The 16,800-nt window shown below is 60.1% G+C and carries 15 protein-coding genes; 6 read left to right on the forward strand and 9 right to left on the reverse strand.

What is annotated here, in order from left to right:
• Nucleotides 1-3 precede the first annotated feature (3 nt).
• The 4 genes from ACR3EK_RS07835 to iscR are packed head-to-tail and all read right to left on the reverse strand — an operon-like array spanning nucleotide 4 to nucleotide 3,298.
• On the reverse strand, nucleotides 4-201 hold the full coding sequence (locus ACR3EK_RS07835; protein WP_170357889.1) for a hypothetical protein: 198 nt from the start codon (nucleotides 199-201) through the stop codon (nucleotides 4-6).
• Nucleotides 201-1,721 carry a Fe-S cluster assembly protein SufB gene (sufB, locus tag ACR3EK_RS07840; RefSeq protein ID WP_170459090.1) on the reverse strand — a complete coding sequence of 507 codons (1,521 nt, stop codon included), beginning with the start codon at nucleotides 1,719-1,721 and terminating at the stop codon, nucleotides 201-203. The genes ACR3EK_RS07835 and sufB overlap by 1 nt, the downstream gene beginning before the upstream one ends.
• An 18-nt stretch (nucleotides 1,722-1,739) precedes the next feature.
• Nucleotides 1,740-2,783 carry a cysteine desulfurase family protein gene (locus ACR3EK_RS07845; RefSeq protein WP_480633088.1) on the reverse strand — a complete coding sequence of 348 codons (1,044 nt, stop codon included), beginning with the start codon at nucleotides 2,781-2,783 and terminating at the stop codon, nucleotides 1,740-1,742.
• A gap of 56 nt (nucleotides 2,784-2,839) precedes the next feature.
• A complete protein-coding gene (gene iscR / locus ACR3EK_RS07850; RefSeq protein ID WP_093962098.1) occupies nucleotides 2,840-3,298 on the reverse strand; it encodes a Fe-S cluster assembly transcriptional regulator IscR in 459 nt (152 codons plus the stop codon).
• Between the two features lie 178 nt (nucleotides 3,299-3,476).
• On the opposite strand from iscR, the gene ACR3EK_RS07855 reads away from it, so the two are divergent.
• The 5 genes from ACR3EK_RS07855 to ACR3EK_RS07875 all read left to right on the forward strand — a co-directional run bounded on the left by ACR3EK_RS07855 (nucleotide 3,477) and on the right by ACR3EK_RS07875 (nucleotide 8,327).
• Nucleotides 3,477-4,130: an alpha/beta hydrolase gene (locus ACR3EK_RS07855; RefSeq protein ID WP_093962099.1), complete on the forward strand. Its 654-nt coding sequence runs from the start codon at nucleotides 3,477-3,479 to the stop codon at nucleotides 4,128-4,130.
• The gene (locus ACR3EK_RS07860; RefSeq protein ID WP_093962100.1) at nucleotides 4,130-4,375 is read left to right on the forward strand and encodes a hypothetical protein; all 246 of its coding nucleotides are present in this window, start codon (nucleotides 4,130-4,132) and stop codon (nucleotides 4,373-4,375) included. Before ACR3EK_RS07855 ends, ACR3EK_RS07860 begins: the two co-directional genes overlap by 1 nt.
• A 366-nt stretch (nucleotides 4,376-4,741) precedes the next feature.
• Entirely contained in the window at nucleotides 4,742-5,077 is a 336-nt protein-coding gene (locus ACR3EK_RS07865) for a DMT family transporter (protein WP_093962101.1), read from the forward strand.
• Nucleotides 5,078-5,151: 74 nt separating this feature from the next.
• Entirely contained in the window at nucleotides 5,152-6,969 is a 1,818-nt protein-coding gene (typA, locus tag ACR3EK_RS07870; protein ID WP_480633089.1) for a translational GTPase TypA, read from the forward strand.
• A gap of 920 nt (nucleotides 6,970-7,889) precedes the next feature.
• The gene (locus tag ACR3EK_RS07875) at nucleotides 7,890-8,327 is read left to right on the forward strand and encodes a hypothetical protein (RefSeq protein ID WP_480633090.1); all 438 of its coding nucleotides are present in this window, start codon (nucleotides 7,890-7,892) and stop codon (nucleotides 8,325-8,327) included.
• 103 nt (nucleotides 8,328-8,430) lie between these two features.
• Here the strand turns inward: ACR3EK_RS07875 and ACR3EK_RS07880 are convergent, their stop codons facing one another.
• The 4 genes from ACR3EK_RS07880 to recA all read right to left on the reverse strand — a co-directional run bounded on the left by ACR3EK_RS07880 (nucleotide 8,431) and on the right by recA (nucleotide 13,600).
• Entirely contained in the window at nucleotides 8,431-9,054 is a 624-nt protein-coding gene (locus ACR3EK_RS07880) for a transglutaminase-like cysteine peptidase (RefSeq protein ID WP_170339104.1), read from the reverse strand.
• A 378-nt stretch (nucleotides 9,055-9,432) separates the two neighbouring features.
• Entirely contained in the window at nucleotides 9,433-9,720 is a 288-nt protein-coding gene (locus ACR3EK_RS07885) for a DUF1330 domain-containing protein (protein ID WP_093962104.1), read from the reverse strand.
• A gap of 1 nt (nucleotide 9,721) precedes the next feature.
• Entirely contained in the window at nucleotides 9,722-12,394 is a 2,673-nt protein-coding gene (alaS, locus tag ACR3EK_RS07890) for an alanine--tRNA ligase (protein ID WP_480633091.1), read from the reverse strand.
• A 141-nt stretch (nucleotides 12,395-12,535) separates the two neighbouring features.
• The gene (gene recA / locus ACR3EK_RS07895) at nucleotides 12,536-13,600 is read right to left on the reverse strand and encodes a recombinase RecA (protein WP_170339099.1); all 1,065 of its coding nucleotides are present in this window, start codon (nucleotides 13,598-13,600) and stop codon (nucleotides 12,536-12,538) included.
• 306 nt (nucleotides 13,601-13,906) lie between these two features.
• Here recA and ACR3EK_RS07900 point away from each other — a divergent pair, with 306 nt between their 5' ends.
• Nucleotides 13,907-14,500, forward strand: coding sequence for a sulfotransferase family 2 domain-containing protein (locus ACR3EK_RS07900; RefSeq protein ID WP_170580467.1), 594 nt, complete (start codon nucleotides 13,907-13,909; stop codon nucleotides 14,498-14,500).
• On the opposite strand, the gene ACR3EK_RS07905 is transcribed toward ACR3EK_RS07900, so the two are convergent.
• On the reverse strand, nucleotides 14,497-16,788 hold the full coding sequence (locus ACR3EK_RS07905) for a hybrid sensor histidine kinase/response regulator (RefSeq protein WP_480633092.1): 2,292 nt from the start codon (nucleotides 16,786-16,788) through the stop codon (nucleotides 14,497-14,499). The genes ACR3EK_RS07900 and ACR3EK_RS07905 overlap by 4 nt on opposite strands.
• Nucleotides 16,789-16,800 lie beyond the last annotated feature (12 nt).

Consider the following 16,800-nt stretch of genomic DNA (forward strand, 5'->3'; position numbering starts at 1 on the left):
TTCCTATCCCAGCACCCTGCGCAGCAGCCGCGCCGCGATCCATCCCAGGACCGCCCCGCCGCCGATTGCCCAGACCGGGTTGATGAAATCGGTGTAGTTGACGTTGACATAGGCCACGCCCAGCAAGCCGCCCAGAACCGGCAGCGCATAAGACGCCGCGGTCAGGACATCATCCCTGCGGGTGCGCGGCGAGCGGGCCATCAGCCGACCGAGCCTTCCAGCGAGATCGCGACCAGCTGCTGGGCTTCCATGGCGAACTCCATCGGCAGCGCCTGCAGCACGTCCTTGCAGAACCCGTTGACCACCAGCGCCACGGCTTCTTCCTCGTCCATGCCGCGCTGGCGGCAATAGAACAGCTGATCCTCATCGACCTTCGAGGTGGTAGCCTCGTGCTCGACCCGACTGCTGTTGTTCTTGACCTCGATATACGGAACGGTATGCGCCCCGCATTTGTCGCCGATCAGCAGGCTGTCGCACTGGGTATAGTTGCGGCTGTTCTTGGCCTTGGGGTGCATCGACACCAGCCCGCGATAGGTGTTCTGGGCCTTGCCCGCGCTGATGCCCTTGGACACGATGCGCGACTTGGTGTTCTTGCCCAAATGGATCATCTTGGTGCCGGTATCGGCCTGCTGCATATTGTTGGTGATGGCGATCGAGTAGAACTCGCCTTGGCTGTCATCACCCCGCAGGATGCAGGACGGGTATTTCCAGGTCACGGCACTGCCGGTCTCGACCTGCGTCCACATCACCTTGGACCGGTCGCCCCGGCAATCCGCGCGCTTGGTCACGAAGTTGTAGATGCCGCCTTTGCCGTTCTCATCGCCCGGGAACCAGTTCTGGACGGTCGAGTATTTCACCTCGGCGTCTTCCTCGACGATGATCTCGACCACTGCGGCATGCAGCTGCGCGGTATCACGCTGCGGCGCGGTGCAGCCTTCCAGATAGGACACGTACGAGCCCTTGTCGGCGATGATCAGAGTCCGCTCGAATTGGCCCGTGTTTTCCGCGTTGATGCGGAAATAGGTGCTCAACTCCATCGGGCAGCGCACGCCGGGCGGCACATAGACGAACGAGCCGTCCGAGAACACGGCCGAGTTCAGCGTGGCATAGAAATTGTCCGACACCGGAACCACCGAGCCCAGGTATTTCTTGACCAGTTCAGGGTGTTCCTTGATCGCCTCGGAGATCGAGCAGAAGATGACGCCGGCCTTCTTCAGCTCGGCTTGGAAGGTCGTGCCAACCGAAACCGAGTCGAACACCGCATCCACCGCGACCTTGCGGCCCTCGGCCGGGGCATCCTCGGCCCCTTCCACGCCGGCCAGAATCATCTGTTCTTTCAGCGGGATACCGAGCTTCTCGTAAGTGGCCAGCAGTTTCGGATCGACCTCGTCCAGAGACTTGGGCTTGGTCTCCATCGACTTGGGCCGGGCATAGTAATACTGGTCCTGAAAATCGATTTCAGGATAGTGGACCATGGCCCATTTTGGCTCTTCCATCTGGGTCCAACGCTCGAAGGCTTTCAGACGCCATTCGGTCATCCACTCGGGCTCTTCGTTCTTTTCCGAGATCAGCTTGACGATATCGGGGTTCACGCCCTTGGGCGCGTACTCCATCTCGATATCCGTATCCCACCCGTATTTGTAGGTCCCGACCTCGCGCACCGCGTCAACGGTTTCCTGATCGACACCTTCTTTTACCTGGGTCTGGTCCAAAGCGGCCATGTTCCACCCTCCGTCAGATCACGCGGCCCGCGCGCGATGCTTTTTCTCTTTTTCCAGCCACGTCTCGGCGAAACGCAGCACGTCTTCTTCACTCGTCTCGGGGCCCAGCGAAACGCGTACCGCGCTGGCCGCCGTGGCCTCGTCATATCCCATCGCGGTCAGTACCGCGCTTGCCCTCACCTTGCCGCTGGAGCAGGCCGAACCGGCGCTGATCGCAAAGCCCGACAGATCCATCTGCATCACCTGCGTTTCGCCCTTCCAGCCGGGCGTCGCAAAGCACAGGGTGTTGGGCAACCGATCCTGATCTTTCCCGACAAAAATAGTAGATTTAGAACCAGCCTCAAGGGCCTTTTCTAGAATATTTCTAAGCTCTGCAACCTTTTCCCAAACTCCGTTTGCCAGATCCCGCGCCGCCGCTTCAGCCGCAGCGCCGAACCCAGCGATTCCAATGACATTTTCCGTCCCCGACCGGCGCCCCATTTCCTGGCCACCGCCCTTGATCCGGGCCTCCAGATCCGTGCCGCGTTTCATCACCACGGCACCCACACCCTTTGGCCCGCCCAGCTTGTGCGCCGAGACCAACGCCATCTGCACATCCAGCCAGTTGAAGGCGATCGGCAGTTTCCCGAACGCCTGCGTGGCATCGGTGACGGCTAGACCCTTGGGCAAGGCCTGAATGATCCCGGTTTCAGAATTGGCGAGTTGCAACGTGGACCGGTCCGGGTCGGCTACGGCGACAGCGCCTTGGTGCGAAACCGGCAAATCCTCGACAGTCCAGGCCCTTACGGCATCATGTTCGATCGCCGCGCCATGCAGGTTGCGCCCTTCCAAGGCCAGCGCCGCGCCTTCGGTCGACCCGGATGTGAACACGATATCGGCCCCATCCGCCCCAAAGGCCGCGGCCACCTGCGCACGCGCCTTTTCGATGACAGCCTTGGCCGCTCGCCCCTCAGCATGGACCGAGGAGGGGTTCCCGCAGACCTCCATCGCCGCGATCATCGCGTCGCGCGCCTCGGGGCGCAGCCGGGTCGTGGCGTTGTGATCCAGGTAAACACGTTTCATGGACTCACCTTTTCATCCACAGCCACACCCTTCGAGAGACCCGATCCGCTCACCGGTCAATCATCCACGACCGAGAACAGCCCAGGCACCGCTGGACACGGCGCAAGGTCGTTCTGGATCACATCGGACAAGCGTGTCTGGTGCAGGAACACGTAGACATGCGCGCTGAGACTTTCCCACAGGCGGTTGGTCAGCGACTGCGCCCGGCTGCCCGAGGATCCCCCCGAAGCCCCGGCCCCCTTGTGCATGGCATCAACTGTTTCATCCACGGCTGACAGAATCTCGACCACGCGGATCTCCGACGCCGGCCGCGCCAAACGATAGCCGCCGCCCGGCCCGCGCACCGATGCAACCAGATCGGCACGGCGCAGCTTGACGAACAGCTGCTCCAGATAGGGCAGCGAAATGTCCTGACGCTCGGAAATCTCTCCCAGGGTCACCAGCGTGTCGGCGGGTTGAAGCGCTATGTCCGCCAACGCCACCATCGCGTAACGGCCCTTGGTTGACAGCTTCATTCTTCGATCCTCGTGGCTTGAACCGCGTGAAAACATTGACGTCGCCGCGGTCAGTGCGTATCTCCGACTGACAGCGTGTTCACGCTGCGATACTCAATTAGAACCGTTCTAAGGTGCCTGACGATAACCGTCAAGTATATCCCGGCGCCCGCGAGAAAAAGACAGGACAACCGCACACATGCCCGAGGTGATTTTTCCCGGACCTGAAGGCCGACTGGAAGGCCGTTACCACCCCCAAAAGGAAAAAGACGCACCGATCGCCATCGTGCTGCACCCGCACCCCCAGTTCGGCGGGACCATGAACAACAAGGTCGTCTACAACCTGCACTACGCGTTCTACAACATGGGTTTTACGGTCCTGCGCTTCAATTTCCGGGGCGTCGGCCGCAGCCAGGGCGAGTATGACCAGGGAGTCGGAGAACTCAGCGACGCGGCATCGGCGTTGGACTATCTGCAGTCGATGAACAACAACTCGAAACATTGCTGGGTTGCAGGCTTTTCGTTCGGAGCCTGGATCGGCATGCAGTTGCTGATGCGTCGCCCCGAGATCACCGGCTTCATCAGCGTGTCGCCGCCCGCGAACATGTATGATTTTTCGTTCCTTGCCCCCTGCCCCTCGTCCGGGCTGATCATCAACGGGACGGCCGACCGTGTAGCACCGCCGGCGGACACCACCGCACTGGTCGGAAAACTGCACGAACAGAAGGGTATCACCATCACCCATACCGAGGTTGAAGGAGCCGACCACTTCTTCCAGGGTGAGCACATGGATACGCTGATGACCAACGTGACCGACTACGTCAAACGCCGCCTGACCGAGAACACACGCTGATGTCCGACACCATCACCATTCTCGCGGCGAAACTGGCCGAGGATACGATGAAGGTCATGGACGAAACCGGCCAGGATCGGTTCTACGTCGAAGTCGGTGACGTGCTGGGCGCAGCCTCCCAATCGCTTGAGGAGGCTTTCCTTACCGAAATCCGCGTCCGGTTGGCCGAGCGCAAGGCGCGGCAATTCCTGATCAAGAGGCTGTCGGATCACCGGTCCAAGGTGAAGGCGATCGAAAAGCAATAGGCGCACAAAAAAGGAGCCCGCGGGCTCCTTTTTCGTTTCATTCGTGGCGTTCAAACTGTTGTTGCGCTTGACCTATCAACCAATTTGGCTGCGTCAGTATCGACGGACCCCCCGTCAGCAAGCCACCCAATCGCCACGATTATTGCCGAAGCAAATACGACCGTTTTTGCAAATGTCGTCATGAAACACACTCGTTAAAAAAGTAATCGAAAACGTGTATTAGTCTACACGCTTTACGGCCTTGCCATAGTCGGGTTTACCTGACCCTAGGTGAACCAACGAAAGGGGCGACTGCCTGAATTTCCTTGCGCCGTTTCTGAGTTCTGTGCTCAACGTCGCAGCAGATGCATCAAGGGTTCAAGAACCATGCCCCAAGCCTACCTGATCCTCCTTCTCGCTGTTATTGCCGAGACAATCGGAACGACCGCACTGCAGGCCAGCCAGCAATTCACCCGGTTCTGGCCCTCGGTGCTGGTGGTGGTGGGCTATGGGTTTGCCTTTTACCTGATGGCGCTGACGCTGAAGGTAATGCCCGTCGGCATCGTTTATGCAATCTGGTCCGGGCTTGGCATCGCTCTGATTGCGCTGATCGGCTTTGTGGTTTTTGGCCAACGGCTGGACTGGCCCGCGGTTCTGGGCCTTGCGATGATTCTAGGCGGCATTCTGGTCATCCACCTCTTTTCGCAGACTGCGGGCCACTGATCGCGCGTTAGGGCTGGTAACTTGTGCCGCGCCGCGTTATGCGCGCGGCAACTTCCCGTTCAAAGGCTGACCTCATGGACCTGCGCAACATCGCAATCATCGCTCACGTGGACCACGGCAAAACGACCCTGGTGGACGAGCTACTGAAACAATCCGGTGCATTCCGGGAAAACCAGGCCGTGGCCGAGCGCGCCATGGACAGCAACGATCTCGAACGTGAACGCGGCATCACCATTCTGGCCAAAGCCACCAGTGTCGAGTGGAAAGGCACGCGCATCAACATCGTTGACACCCCCGGCCACGCCGATTTCGGCGGCGAGGTCGAGCGTATTCTCAGCATGGTTGACGGCGTCGTGCTGCTGGTCGATGCCGCCGAAGGCCCGATGCCCCAGACGAAATTCGTGACCTCGAAGGCGCTGGCGCTGGGTCTGCGTCCGATCGTGGTGCTGAACAAGGTCGACAAGCCTGATGCCGAGCCCGACCGCGCGCTGGACGAGTGCTTTGACCTGTTCGCCAACCTCGGCGCCGACGATGACCAGTTGGATTTCCCCGCCATGTATGCCTCGGGGCGGTCGGGCTGGGCCGACATGGAACTGGACGGCCCACGCAAGGACCTGTCCGCCCTGTTCGATCTGGTAGTCGACCACGTTCCCGCCCCCAAACAAGCTGAGCGCAAGGATGAACCCTTCCGCATGTTGGCGACCACGCTGGGCAGCGACCCGTTCATCGGTCGCATTCTGACCGGCCGTGTGGAAAGCGGCACGCTCAAAGCGGGTGACAGCCTCAAAGCGCTCAGCCGTGACGGCAAGCTGATCGAGAATTTCCGGGCCACCAAGATCCTGGCCTTCCGTGGTCTCAGCCAGCAACCGATCGACGTCGCCGAAGCGGGCGACATCGTAACCATCGCAGGCATGAGCAAGGCCACCGTGGCGGATTCGCTGGTGGCGCCCCAGGTGGATGAGGCCCTGCCCGCCCAGCCGATCGACCCGCCGACCATCACGGTGACCTTCGGCATCAACGACTCGCCGCTGGCGGGGCGGGACGGCAAGAAGGTCCAGTCGCGCGTCATCCGCGACCGCCTGATGAAAGAGGCCGAATCGAACGTGGCCATCCAGATCACGGACACCCCCGGCGGCGAAGCCTTCGAGGTCGCGGGCCGCGGTGAATTGCAGATGGGCGTTCTGATCGAGAACATGCGTCGCGAAGGGTTCGAACTCAGCATCTCGCGTCCGCAGGTTCTGTTCCGCGAGGAAGACGGCCAACGCCTGGAGCCTATCGAGGAAGTCACCATCGACGTGGATGACGAATTCTCGGGCGCAGTCATCGAAAAGGTGACAGGCGCGCGCAAGGGCGAGTTGGTTGAGATGCGCCCCGCAGGCGTTGGCAAAACCCGCATTATCGCGCATGTGCCGTCGCGCGGTCTGATTGGCTATCACGGTGAATTCCTGACCGACACCCGCGGCACCGGCGTTCTGAACCGCGTTTTCCAGGGCTGGGCACCGCACAAGGGCCCGATCCCCGGCCGCCGCGCCGGCGTTCTGATCTCGATGGAGAACGGCCAGGCCGTCGCATATGCGCTGTGGAACCTGGAGGAGCGTGGGCGGATGTTCGTCGGCCCCCAGACCGATGTGTACCAGGGCATGATCATCGGCGAACACTCGCGGGACAATGACCTTGAGGTGAACCCGCTGAAAGGCAAGAAACTGACCAACGTGCGGGCCAGCGGTTCGGACGATGCCGTTCGCCTGACACCGCATGTCCAGTTCTCGCTGGAGGAGGCAATCGCCTACATCGATGACGATGAGCTGGTCGAAGTAACTCCGAACGCGATCCGGCTGCGAAAGCGGTTCCTTGACCCGCACGAACGCAAGCGCATGGCCAAGTCAGCCTGACTTCGGTCCGTTCGATTTTGAACGGGTCGGAAACAATGGCGCGAATGTGACATTTTTGCGTCCATCTGAAGCGGTGTTTTCTCAGGGAAGCCATGAATGGTTCATGGCTTCCCTTTTGTTTTACCTGCAATTTCGTCCATAAGATGAGTTAATTCCGCATCGCTATCGCGGTGTTGCCCTTGAAAATGCGCCGTGATAGGGGTGTATTTGTGTTCAAAGTGTGTCATCGCCAGGTTGTTCGGTGATGAGTTTAACGAGTTTAAGGAGGCGCGATATGCGCATCAAATCCCGTCTACTGACAATAGTATTTGCTTCAGCTTCATTGCCTCTGATGTCCGGCGGACCTGTTGTCGCCGCGGACAAGTGTACGATCCAGACAGCCCGGCAGTCGGTTTCCACAGAAACCCTGTGTGCCTGTACGGTCGTGGATGCACGGATGCTGCGTTACATCCAGCGTCGTGCCGATTTCGAAGATATTCTTGCCCGCACTTTGCAGACCTGTCCTGCCTTTGCGGCCGTACTGACGGATTTCCCGACCGCGTCGATTGGTACGGTTGATCAAAGATCCGGCGACGGCCCTTCGGAACAGAGCGGGAGCTCAGGCGGTGGTAGCTCCAGCGGCGGTAGCTCCAGCGGTGGCAGCTCCAGTGGAGGCGGTTCCAGTGGTGGCAATCCTCCACCGGCGGCACCTCCGGGAGGTTCAGGCGGTAGCTCCAGTGGTGGCAGCTCCAGCGGTGGGTCCGGTGATGGCGGTGGCAGCTCAAGCGGCGGTTCCGGTGACGGTGGCAGTTCCAGTGGCGGTAGCTCCAGTGGCGGGTCCGGCGATGGTGGTGGCAGTTCAAGCGGTGGCAGCTCCAGCGGTGGGTCCGGCGACGGCGGTGGCAGCTCGAGCGGCGGCAGCTCCAGCGGTGGCTCCGGTGATGGTGGCGGCTCTGGTGACGGTGGCGGCTCCGGTGACGGTGGCGGCTCCGGCGACGGTGGCGGCTCCGGCGACGGTGGCGGCTCCGGCGACGGTGGCGGCTCCGGCGACGGTGGCGGCTCCGGCGACGGTGGCGGCTCCGGCGACGGTGGCGGCTCCGGTGACGGTGGCGGCTCCGGTGACGGTGGCGGCTCCGGTGACGGTGGCGGCTCCGGCGACGGTGGCGGCTCCGGCGACGGTGGCGGCTCCGGCGACGGTGGCGGCTCAGGTGACGGTGGATCCGGAGGCGGCGATAGCGGCGGCTCAAGCGGCGGCAATGGCAACGGTAACGGCGGCGGCGTTAACGGCAATAATGGCGGTGGAAATGGATCGGAAGGCGCAAGCCCTGGTCAGGGCAACAACGCCAACAACGACGAGGACTAACCGCCTTTGGTCGTGATGCCACGTTTGAGTGGCAGTCTGGCATACAAATGACAAAGGGCGATGAATTCATCGCCCTTTTTTGCTGGAGCCTTCAAGAAACTCAAATTCGCTGTTGCTTCTTAGCTTCGCCCGTAGATCCCAACCCAACGCTGGGGCTGTTTCGGGTCCTGCATCCGCAGGAACAAATAGCGTGTGGCCGACCAGGGTTTGATCCGATTGGTCAGGTTGTCCAGCACGAGATCACCTTGATTGGAGCGGTAAACCAGAACCGCGTGAGGGCCGCGGCGGGTGTCCAAAACGGTCGCCAGCAAAAGCTTGTTGGGATCAATTCCAGCCTTGATCAGGTCACGCTTTTTCAGCAGCGCAAAATCCTCGCAATCACCGCCGCGCGATGTTGGCAGGGCCCAACGCTCCCGCGTCTTGTACTGCACTTGGTCCGTGACCTCACGCGTTGTCGCATTGACCTGGGCATTGATTTGCTTGACCAGTCGCAATTCCTGATGGCTGGGCAGCGAAACCGACTTCTTGTTCGCACAAGCCCAAGCATACTGGCGGCACAAGGTCCGTGCGCCCGACGGCGGTGGCGAAGCCGAAAACCCCGAAATGAAAGCTGTCTCTGAAGCGCTGGCTTGTCCTGTCGCAAGAACGGCACCGCCGATCACTCCCAACACACCCAGAGCCAATGTGGCCTTGCTGGCCGCGCGACTTGCCACTGTGTTGAGCCTGTCCAAAACCCGTTTCATGCCTGTCCCTCGATCCCATACGTTCGACTGACTGCCGCTTCTGAGGACCATATTCTGCTTTTGGAAACTATCCGTTAACAGACTGGCTCTGGCAATCCTCGGTCAGGTTGTCGGCAAAAAACGGCGGAAATTCGTAACTCAATATGACCTTTTCCGCGCAAGAAAATGGCGAAGCCTGACACAATTAGAGGTAGAACGTCATAGTTTCGCCGCCACAAAAAAGCTCAACCCATTGAAAGTATGAGGGAAATTTTGTTGCGGGACGTGATCACCGGAACACTATCGGCCCAATTACAGGATCGGCGTCGCAACTTTGGCTGACGTTGCGTCACCCAAAGCGGGTTCCGGAGCCAATCCAAGACCGGATCCGGTTGATTCTCACTCGGTCGTTTCGACGACCAGCAATTCGCGCTCGCTTGCGCCCCGGGCGTGGCTCAGGGCTTCTTGGTATTCAGCCGAGTTGTAACAGGCGACGGCGGCTTCAACCGACGGGAACTTCGCCACGACATTGCGGGGCCGCTCTTTGCCTTCCAGTTGGACATAGCGTCCTGCACGGGCAATGAACGTGCCCCCATGTTTGGAAATGGCCGGGCCGGCAAGCTCGGCGTATTTGCCATAAGCTTCGGCATCAGTAACCGTGACATGTGCAATCCAGAGTGCTGGCATGTTATCCTCCCAAAACCTCTTCCGCGGCCTTGATGGCCGCCGCGGCGTTGGCGGCATCGCGACCACCGCCCTGCGCCATGTCGGGACGCCCGCCGCCGCCCTTGCCGCCCAGTTCCTGCACGGCGGCCTTGACCAGATCGACGGCCGATATCGACTGCGTCAGGTCGCTTGTGACACCGGCAGCAACTGCAGCCTTGCCGCCCGTGTCGGCGATCAGAAGAACGGCGCCCGATCCCAGCCGCGCTTTGTGCTCATCAATGAGGGCCGGCAGATCCTTGCCCGACACACCATTCAGAGCCTGTGCCAGGAACTTGACGCCGTTGATCTCTTTGGCTTCCGCGCCGCCGCCTTGACCGGCTCCACCGGCCATCGCCAGATCGCGGCGCAGTTGCGCCACTTCGTTCTGCAACGACTTGCGCTCGTCCAGCAGAGCTTTGATGCGATCGACGACATCATCCGGCTGCGCCTTCAACTCGGCAGCAATCTGGCCAAGCCGCCGATCCTGCTCGGTCAAGTACCGCAATGCAGAGTCCCCGGTCAGAGCCTCGATCCGCCGCACGCCCGCGCTGCTTGCACTGTCACCCAGAATGACAAAGGTCCCGATATCTCCTGTCTGGCGCACATGCGTACCGCCACACAGTTCGATCGACCAGGTTTGGCCGTCGTGGCCCTTGCCGGTCTGGGCCTTGCCCATCGAGACGACCCGGACTTCGTCGCCGTATTTCTCACCGAACAACGCCTGTGCCCCCAAGGCGCGGGCATCGTCCGGGGTCATGATACGGGTTTCGACCGTCGAGTTCTGACGAATGAACTCATTCACCTCGCGTTCCACGGTCTGCAACTCAGCCTGTGTCAGCGCTTTGGCGTGGCTGAAATCAAACCGCAGACGGTCGGCAGCATTCAACGATCCGCGCTGTGCAACATGATCGCCAAGGGTTTCTCGCAGCGCTTCGTGCAGCAGGTGGGTCGCCGAGTGGTTCGCTCGGATGGCCGAACGCCGGTTGTGATCAACTTCGAGCTCGACGGCATCTCCTTTGGCGATCGCACCGCTGTCCACGACGATCTTGTGTGCATAGACCTTGCCATCCGCGAACTTCCGGGTGTCTTCGACCGTCGCGCTCTGGGTGCGATCTTCAAGACGGCGGATGCTGCCGGAATCGCCAACTTGGCCACCCGCCTCGCCGTAGAAGGGTGTCTGGTTTACGACCACCCAGCCGGATCCGCCCTGCTCGATACGGTCTACAAGGTCACCGTCGACCACCAGGGCCACAACCTGGCCCTCAGCCATTTCCGTTTCGTAGCCCAGAAAATCGGTCGCACCGCTTGCGTCCAGTATGTCGAACCAGACCGCCTGATCTGCTGCCTCGCCCGAACCAGCCCAGGCGGCGCGCGCCTTCGCCTTCTGCTCGGCCATGGCGGTGTCGAACCCATCGGTATCAACCGTCCGACCTTTTTCGCGCAGGGCATCCTGGGTCAGGTCAAGCGGGAAGCCATAGGTGTCATACAGCTTGAAAGCGGCATCCCCGGGCAGCGGCGCCCCGTCCGGCAGGCCCGCCACTTCGTCATCCAGCAGCTTGAGCCCCCGGTCCAACGTCTGCTTGAACCGGGTTTCCTCCAACAACAACGTCTCTTCGATCAGAGCCTGAGCACGACCCAGCTCGGAATACTGCGCGCCCATCAATTGAACCAGTGTCGGAACAAGTTTGTGCATGACCGGATCCTTGGCGCCCAGAAGATGCGCGTGGCGCATGGCCCGGCGCATGATCCGGCGCAGGACATAACCGCGACCATCATTCGAGGGCATGACCCCGTCAGCAATCAGGAAAGAGGTCGACCGCAAGTGGTCGGCAATTACCCGATGGTGCACATTCTGATCGCCGTAGGGGTCCACATGCGTGACTTCGGCCGAGGCCTCGATCAGTGTCTTGAAAAGGTCGGTGTCATAGTTGTCATGGCTGCCCTGCAGCAACGCGCCGATCCGTTCCAGACCCATGCCGGTATCGATCGACTGCATGTCCAGTTCACGCATCGAGCCGTCCTCGAACTGCTCGTTCTGCATGAAAACGATATTCCAGATCTCGATGAACCGGTCACCGTCTTCCTCGGCCGATCCCGGAGGTCCGCCCCAGATGTGGTCGCCATGATCATAGAAGATCTCGGTACAGGGGCCGCAGGGACCGGTCGGGCCCATTTGCCAGAAATTGTCGCTGGTGGCGATGCGGATGATCCGGTCCTCGGGAACGCCGACTTTCTTCCAGATTTCAAACGCCTCGTCATCGGTATGATAGACCGTCGTCAGCAGACGGTTCTTGTCGATCCCGAACTCCTTGGTGATCAACTCCCAAGCGAACGGAATCGCTTCCGATTTGAAATAATCGCCGAACGAGAAGTTGCCCAGCATCTCGAAGAACGTGTGGTGGCGGGCCGTGTAACCGACATTGTCCAGGTCGTTGTGCTTGCCGCCGGCGCGCACGCATTTCTGCGCCGTGGTAGCACGTGTGTAGTCGCGGGTCTCAAGGCCGGTGAACAGGTTCTTGAACTGCACCATGCCCGAGTTAACGAACATCAGCGTCGGGTCGTTGCGCGGCACAAGCGGGCTCGACGCGACCACTTCGTGCCCTTGTTTGGCAAAGTAGTTCAGAAAGGTTGAGCGGATATCGTTCAGCGTGGGCATTGGGCTCTCTCAGCGCGCATTCATGATCTATCGCGACGGTTTAGCCCCCTGCCCGCCGATAGTCCACAGGATTGCTGCACCGCAAACGAAACAAGGTGAACCCGAAGGATCACCTTGCCAGTGTTCTCTCGGCTCTTCCGATCAGGCTTCGAGAATATCATCCTCATCCGCCGCAGGCGGCATGTCGAAATCAAGTCCGTGCGCGGCACGGATCTTATCCTCGATTTCCAGCGCAACCCGACTGTTGTCCCGCAGGTATTGCTTGGCGTTTTCACGCCCCTGCCCGATCCGCTCATCCCCATAGCTGAACCACGAGCCGGACTTTTCGACCACACCGGCTTTGACGCCTAGATCCAGCAGTTCGCCCATCTTGCTGATGCCCTCACCATACATGATGTCGAACTCCACCTGCTTGAACGGCGGGGCCACCTTGTTCTTGACCACCTTCACGCGGGTCTGGTTACCGACCACCTCATCGCGGTCCTTGATCGCGCCGATGCGGCGGATGTCCAGACGGACCGAGCTGTAGAATTTCAGGGCGTTGCCCCCGGTCGTAGTTTCCGGGCTGCCGAACATGACGCCGATCTTCATGCGGATCTGGTTGATGAAAATCACCATGCAGTTGCTGCGGGCGATCGAGCCGGTCAGTTTGCGCATCGCCTGGCTCATCAGCCGGGCCTGCACACCCACGTTGCTGTCGCCCATGTCGCCTTCCAGCTCGGATTTCGGCGTCAGCGCCGCCACCGAGTCCACCACGACCATGTTGACCGCCCCGGAACGCACCAGCGTATCGGTGATTTCCAGCGCCTGTTCACCCGTATCGGGCTGCGAGATCAGCAGTTCGTCCAGATCCACCCCCAGCTTGCGGGCGTATTGCGGGTCCAGCGCATGTTCCGCATCGACGAATGCACAGACGCCGCCGCGTTTCTGCTGCTCGGCGATACAATGCAGGGTCAGGGTCGTCTTGCCCGAGCTCTCCGGGCCGTAGATTTCGACAATCCGACCCATCGGAAGTCCGCCGATGCCAAGGGCGATATCCAGCCCAAGCGACCCGGTCGAACTGGCCTCGATCTCCTGCCGGGCACCATCGCCCAGTTTCATGATCGAGCCCTTGCCGAACTGCCGCTCGATCTGCGCCAACGCGCTGTCCAGCGCCTTTTGCTTGTCGGGGTTTTTCTTGTCGTTCATTGTCAGAAGATCCGCCATTGTCCTGTCGCCTTCCCTTTTGTCACACCCATCACCGGGCGGCAATCGCTGCTTTGTTCGCCTCTTGTTCCTTATGAGATCAAAAAGAGAACATTTCAACAAAAACTTTCTTTCCTTACCTTTCGATGAAGAGGTTAAAGAGTCGTTTACTCAGACCTCGAAACTTCTCAATCATGCCCAAGGCTCTGTCTTTGCAATGAAACTTTGCTTGCACAGGCTGGCGATTTTGTGCGGAAGCAATTGACCTCGGCCGCCGGGGCGGACAATCATGTGGCACGACAGCCTTCGGCGCAGGAAAGACATGAAATGCTGATCTTCTTCAAGGAACGCCTTGCGCTTCTGTCCCTGCCCAAAACCGGAAGCACCGCCTATCAGGTCGCGTTGCGGGACCGGGCGGATATCGTGGTGTCGGGTCCACCGGATCTGAAACATGCGCCGGTGCGTCGCTACGACCGTTTCTTCCAGAACATTTTCCGCAAGATGTACGACACGGAAATGGAAATCATGGCCGTCGTGCGCGAACCCGTCGATTGGCTGGGCAGCTGGTATCGGTACAGGACGCGCACCGAATTGACGGGCCACCCGCATTCGACCGACGGCATGTCTTTCGACAAGTTTGTCCAAGCTTATATGCAGTCGCCCCGTCCCGCGTTTGCCGATGTCGGCAGCCAAACTGAATTCTTCCGGACCCGCAGCAACGGCGCCGGTGCTTCGCATATCTTTCGCTACGAACACCAGGACGAGATTCTGAACTTCCTTCAAGATCGACTGAACGCCCGGATCGATCTGACCCGCGAAAATGTATCGCCCAAGCGGGAACTGATACTTTCGGACCAGACCTTGGATACATTCCGCAAGGCTCATGCCGCCGAGTTTCGTCTGCATCAGCAGGCGCGTTAATTGAGGTGCTGAAACACCGCCTCGGTCAATTGTGTCAGTGAAAAGGGCTTGGGCAGGAAGGTCGAGTGTCTGATCTCCGGCCCAGCATCGCCAAACGCGCCTTCGGTATAGCCCGACATGAAGACCACCCGCACATCGGGCCGGCTTTCCAGCGCCTTGGCAACCCAGGTTGGACCATCCATTCCGGGCATGACCACGTCCGTGACGAAGACGTCGACGCGCAGGTTCTGATCCTCGAGAATGCGCAACGCGTCCTCGGCCGAGCCCGCCTCAAAGACGGTATAGCCCTTGAGGCGCAAGGCACGTGTGGCAAAGGCGCGTACCGGCGCCTCATCCTCGACCAGCAAAACGACACCTTCGCCTTGATGCGCGTTCGGTTCCGGTTGTGCCGGCAGTTCGATCGCAACCTCGGTGTCCCGTGCCAAGCAGACCGGCAGCATGACGTTGAATTCGGTCCCACGCCCTTCGGCGCTGTCCACGAAGATGAAGCCGCCGGTTTGCTTGACGATGCCATAGACCGTCGACAAACCCAGCCCGGTCCCCTCGCCTGTCCGTTTGGTCGTGTAGAAGGGTTCGAAAATCTTCTGCAGCTTGTCTGACGGAATACCGACGCCACTGTCGATGACCTTGACCGAAACATATTCACCCACCGGAACCGTCGCCCTGTCCCGCATCAGCGGCTCGGTCAAAGAAAACACCTCGGTTTCGATACGGATTTCTCCGCCGTCGGGCATCGCATCGCGCGCGTTCACCACCAGGTTCATGATGACCTGTTCCAACTGCCTCTTGTCTGCGCGAACGGGCTTGAGAACCGGATCATGACTGAGGATCAGCTTGACCTTCTCGCCCACCAGGCGGTTCAACAAGTGGATCAGGTCGGAAATGGTATCGCGCAGATCCAGTACTTCGGGTCGCAGAGTCTGTTTTCGGGAAAAGGCCAGCAACTGGCTGACCAACGCAGCGGCCCGGTTGGCATTCTGGTTTATCTGGACGAGATCGCCGTAGTTCGGATCACTTTGATCATGGCGCAGCAGCAGCAGGTCGCAATGTCCGGAAATGGCGGTCAGTAGGTTGTTGAAATCATGCGCCACACCGCCTGCCAGCTGCCCGACCGCCTGCATCTTTTGCCCTTGGACGAACTGAGCCTCCAGAGTCTTGAGTTCGGTCGCGTCGTTCAGCACGGCAACAAGGCGCACCTCACCGTTCTTGACGATGCGGGTCAAGGTCAGTTGTACGAAGACCTCTCGGTCCTTTCCACCCAGCCGCAGGAATTCGGAACGTGGTGGCCCATCGCACGCGGCGACCTGAAGCAGCCAGTCCCGCAAGGGATGCCCCAATCCGCTCAGAATCGTGTCGATATTGGTCTGACCAGGTTCAACATCACCGATCAGCTTGCGCGCCAATCGATTGGCATCCAGAATCTCTCCGCCCGGAGCGAGGTGCATCATGGGCACCGGGACGTCGGCGAAAGTCGTGGTCCACTGATCTACAGGCACGTCGTCAAGCACGACCAGCGCTATGTCCCGGCCCGCGCTGGTTTTTTGAACCTCGCACACGAATACCCGCCGCGAACCTTCTTGAGCAGGCAGGCGCAGAACCGTTTCACCGGATATGACCTCCGGCGTCAGAGCCTCGGCCGCACCAACCTCGCTGCCTCGGAGCATCGCCTCGGCCGCAGCATTCATGTTCAGGACCACGTCATTTCGCCCGAGCGTCACGATCGGAAGCGAAGTATACGCCCAAGGTTGCCGACCCGAGGCCTTGATCCGCCACAGGTACAGATCATCGCCAAGGTCGATCGCCAGAACTGGAATTGTCGTACCCTTTGTCACGATGTCTTCTGCCGCGCGCCCTTCGACTTGCGCCAATGACTGCATCCGAACCAGTATTGCCGCAGGATTGGCGAAAACGGACCGCAAACACATGTCCAGCCTTGCGCCCGTCGAGGCGTTGAACCTGTCCCGCGCCGCGGAGTTCACGATCAGCACCCGCCCGTTGGCATCCGTGATGAAACCCGGGGCGGGCTCTTTTTCCAGAAACGATGCGAGAATGGTTTGCGCCTGTTTGTCAACGCGGTACGAGAACCATCCGCGCAACAGAACAAACGCGCCAACGGCCAGAAAAGACCCTCCAACCGCCAGCAGGCCCGAAACCAACTGAGGTGAGAACGGAAAGAGTTGGGCGAGAATGACCAACAAAAGCGCGACACCGACCAGAGAAATGGCCCGCGACCAGCTCGGAAAATGTCGCCCGGTCAAGCTTGGCGTAAATTGAGCGACTTCGGTCATCAACAACTCGAT

It is taken from the genome of Ruegeria sp. BC8 (assembly GCF_056535705.1).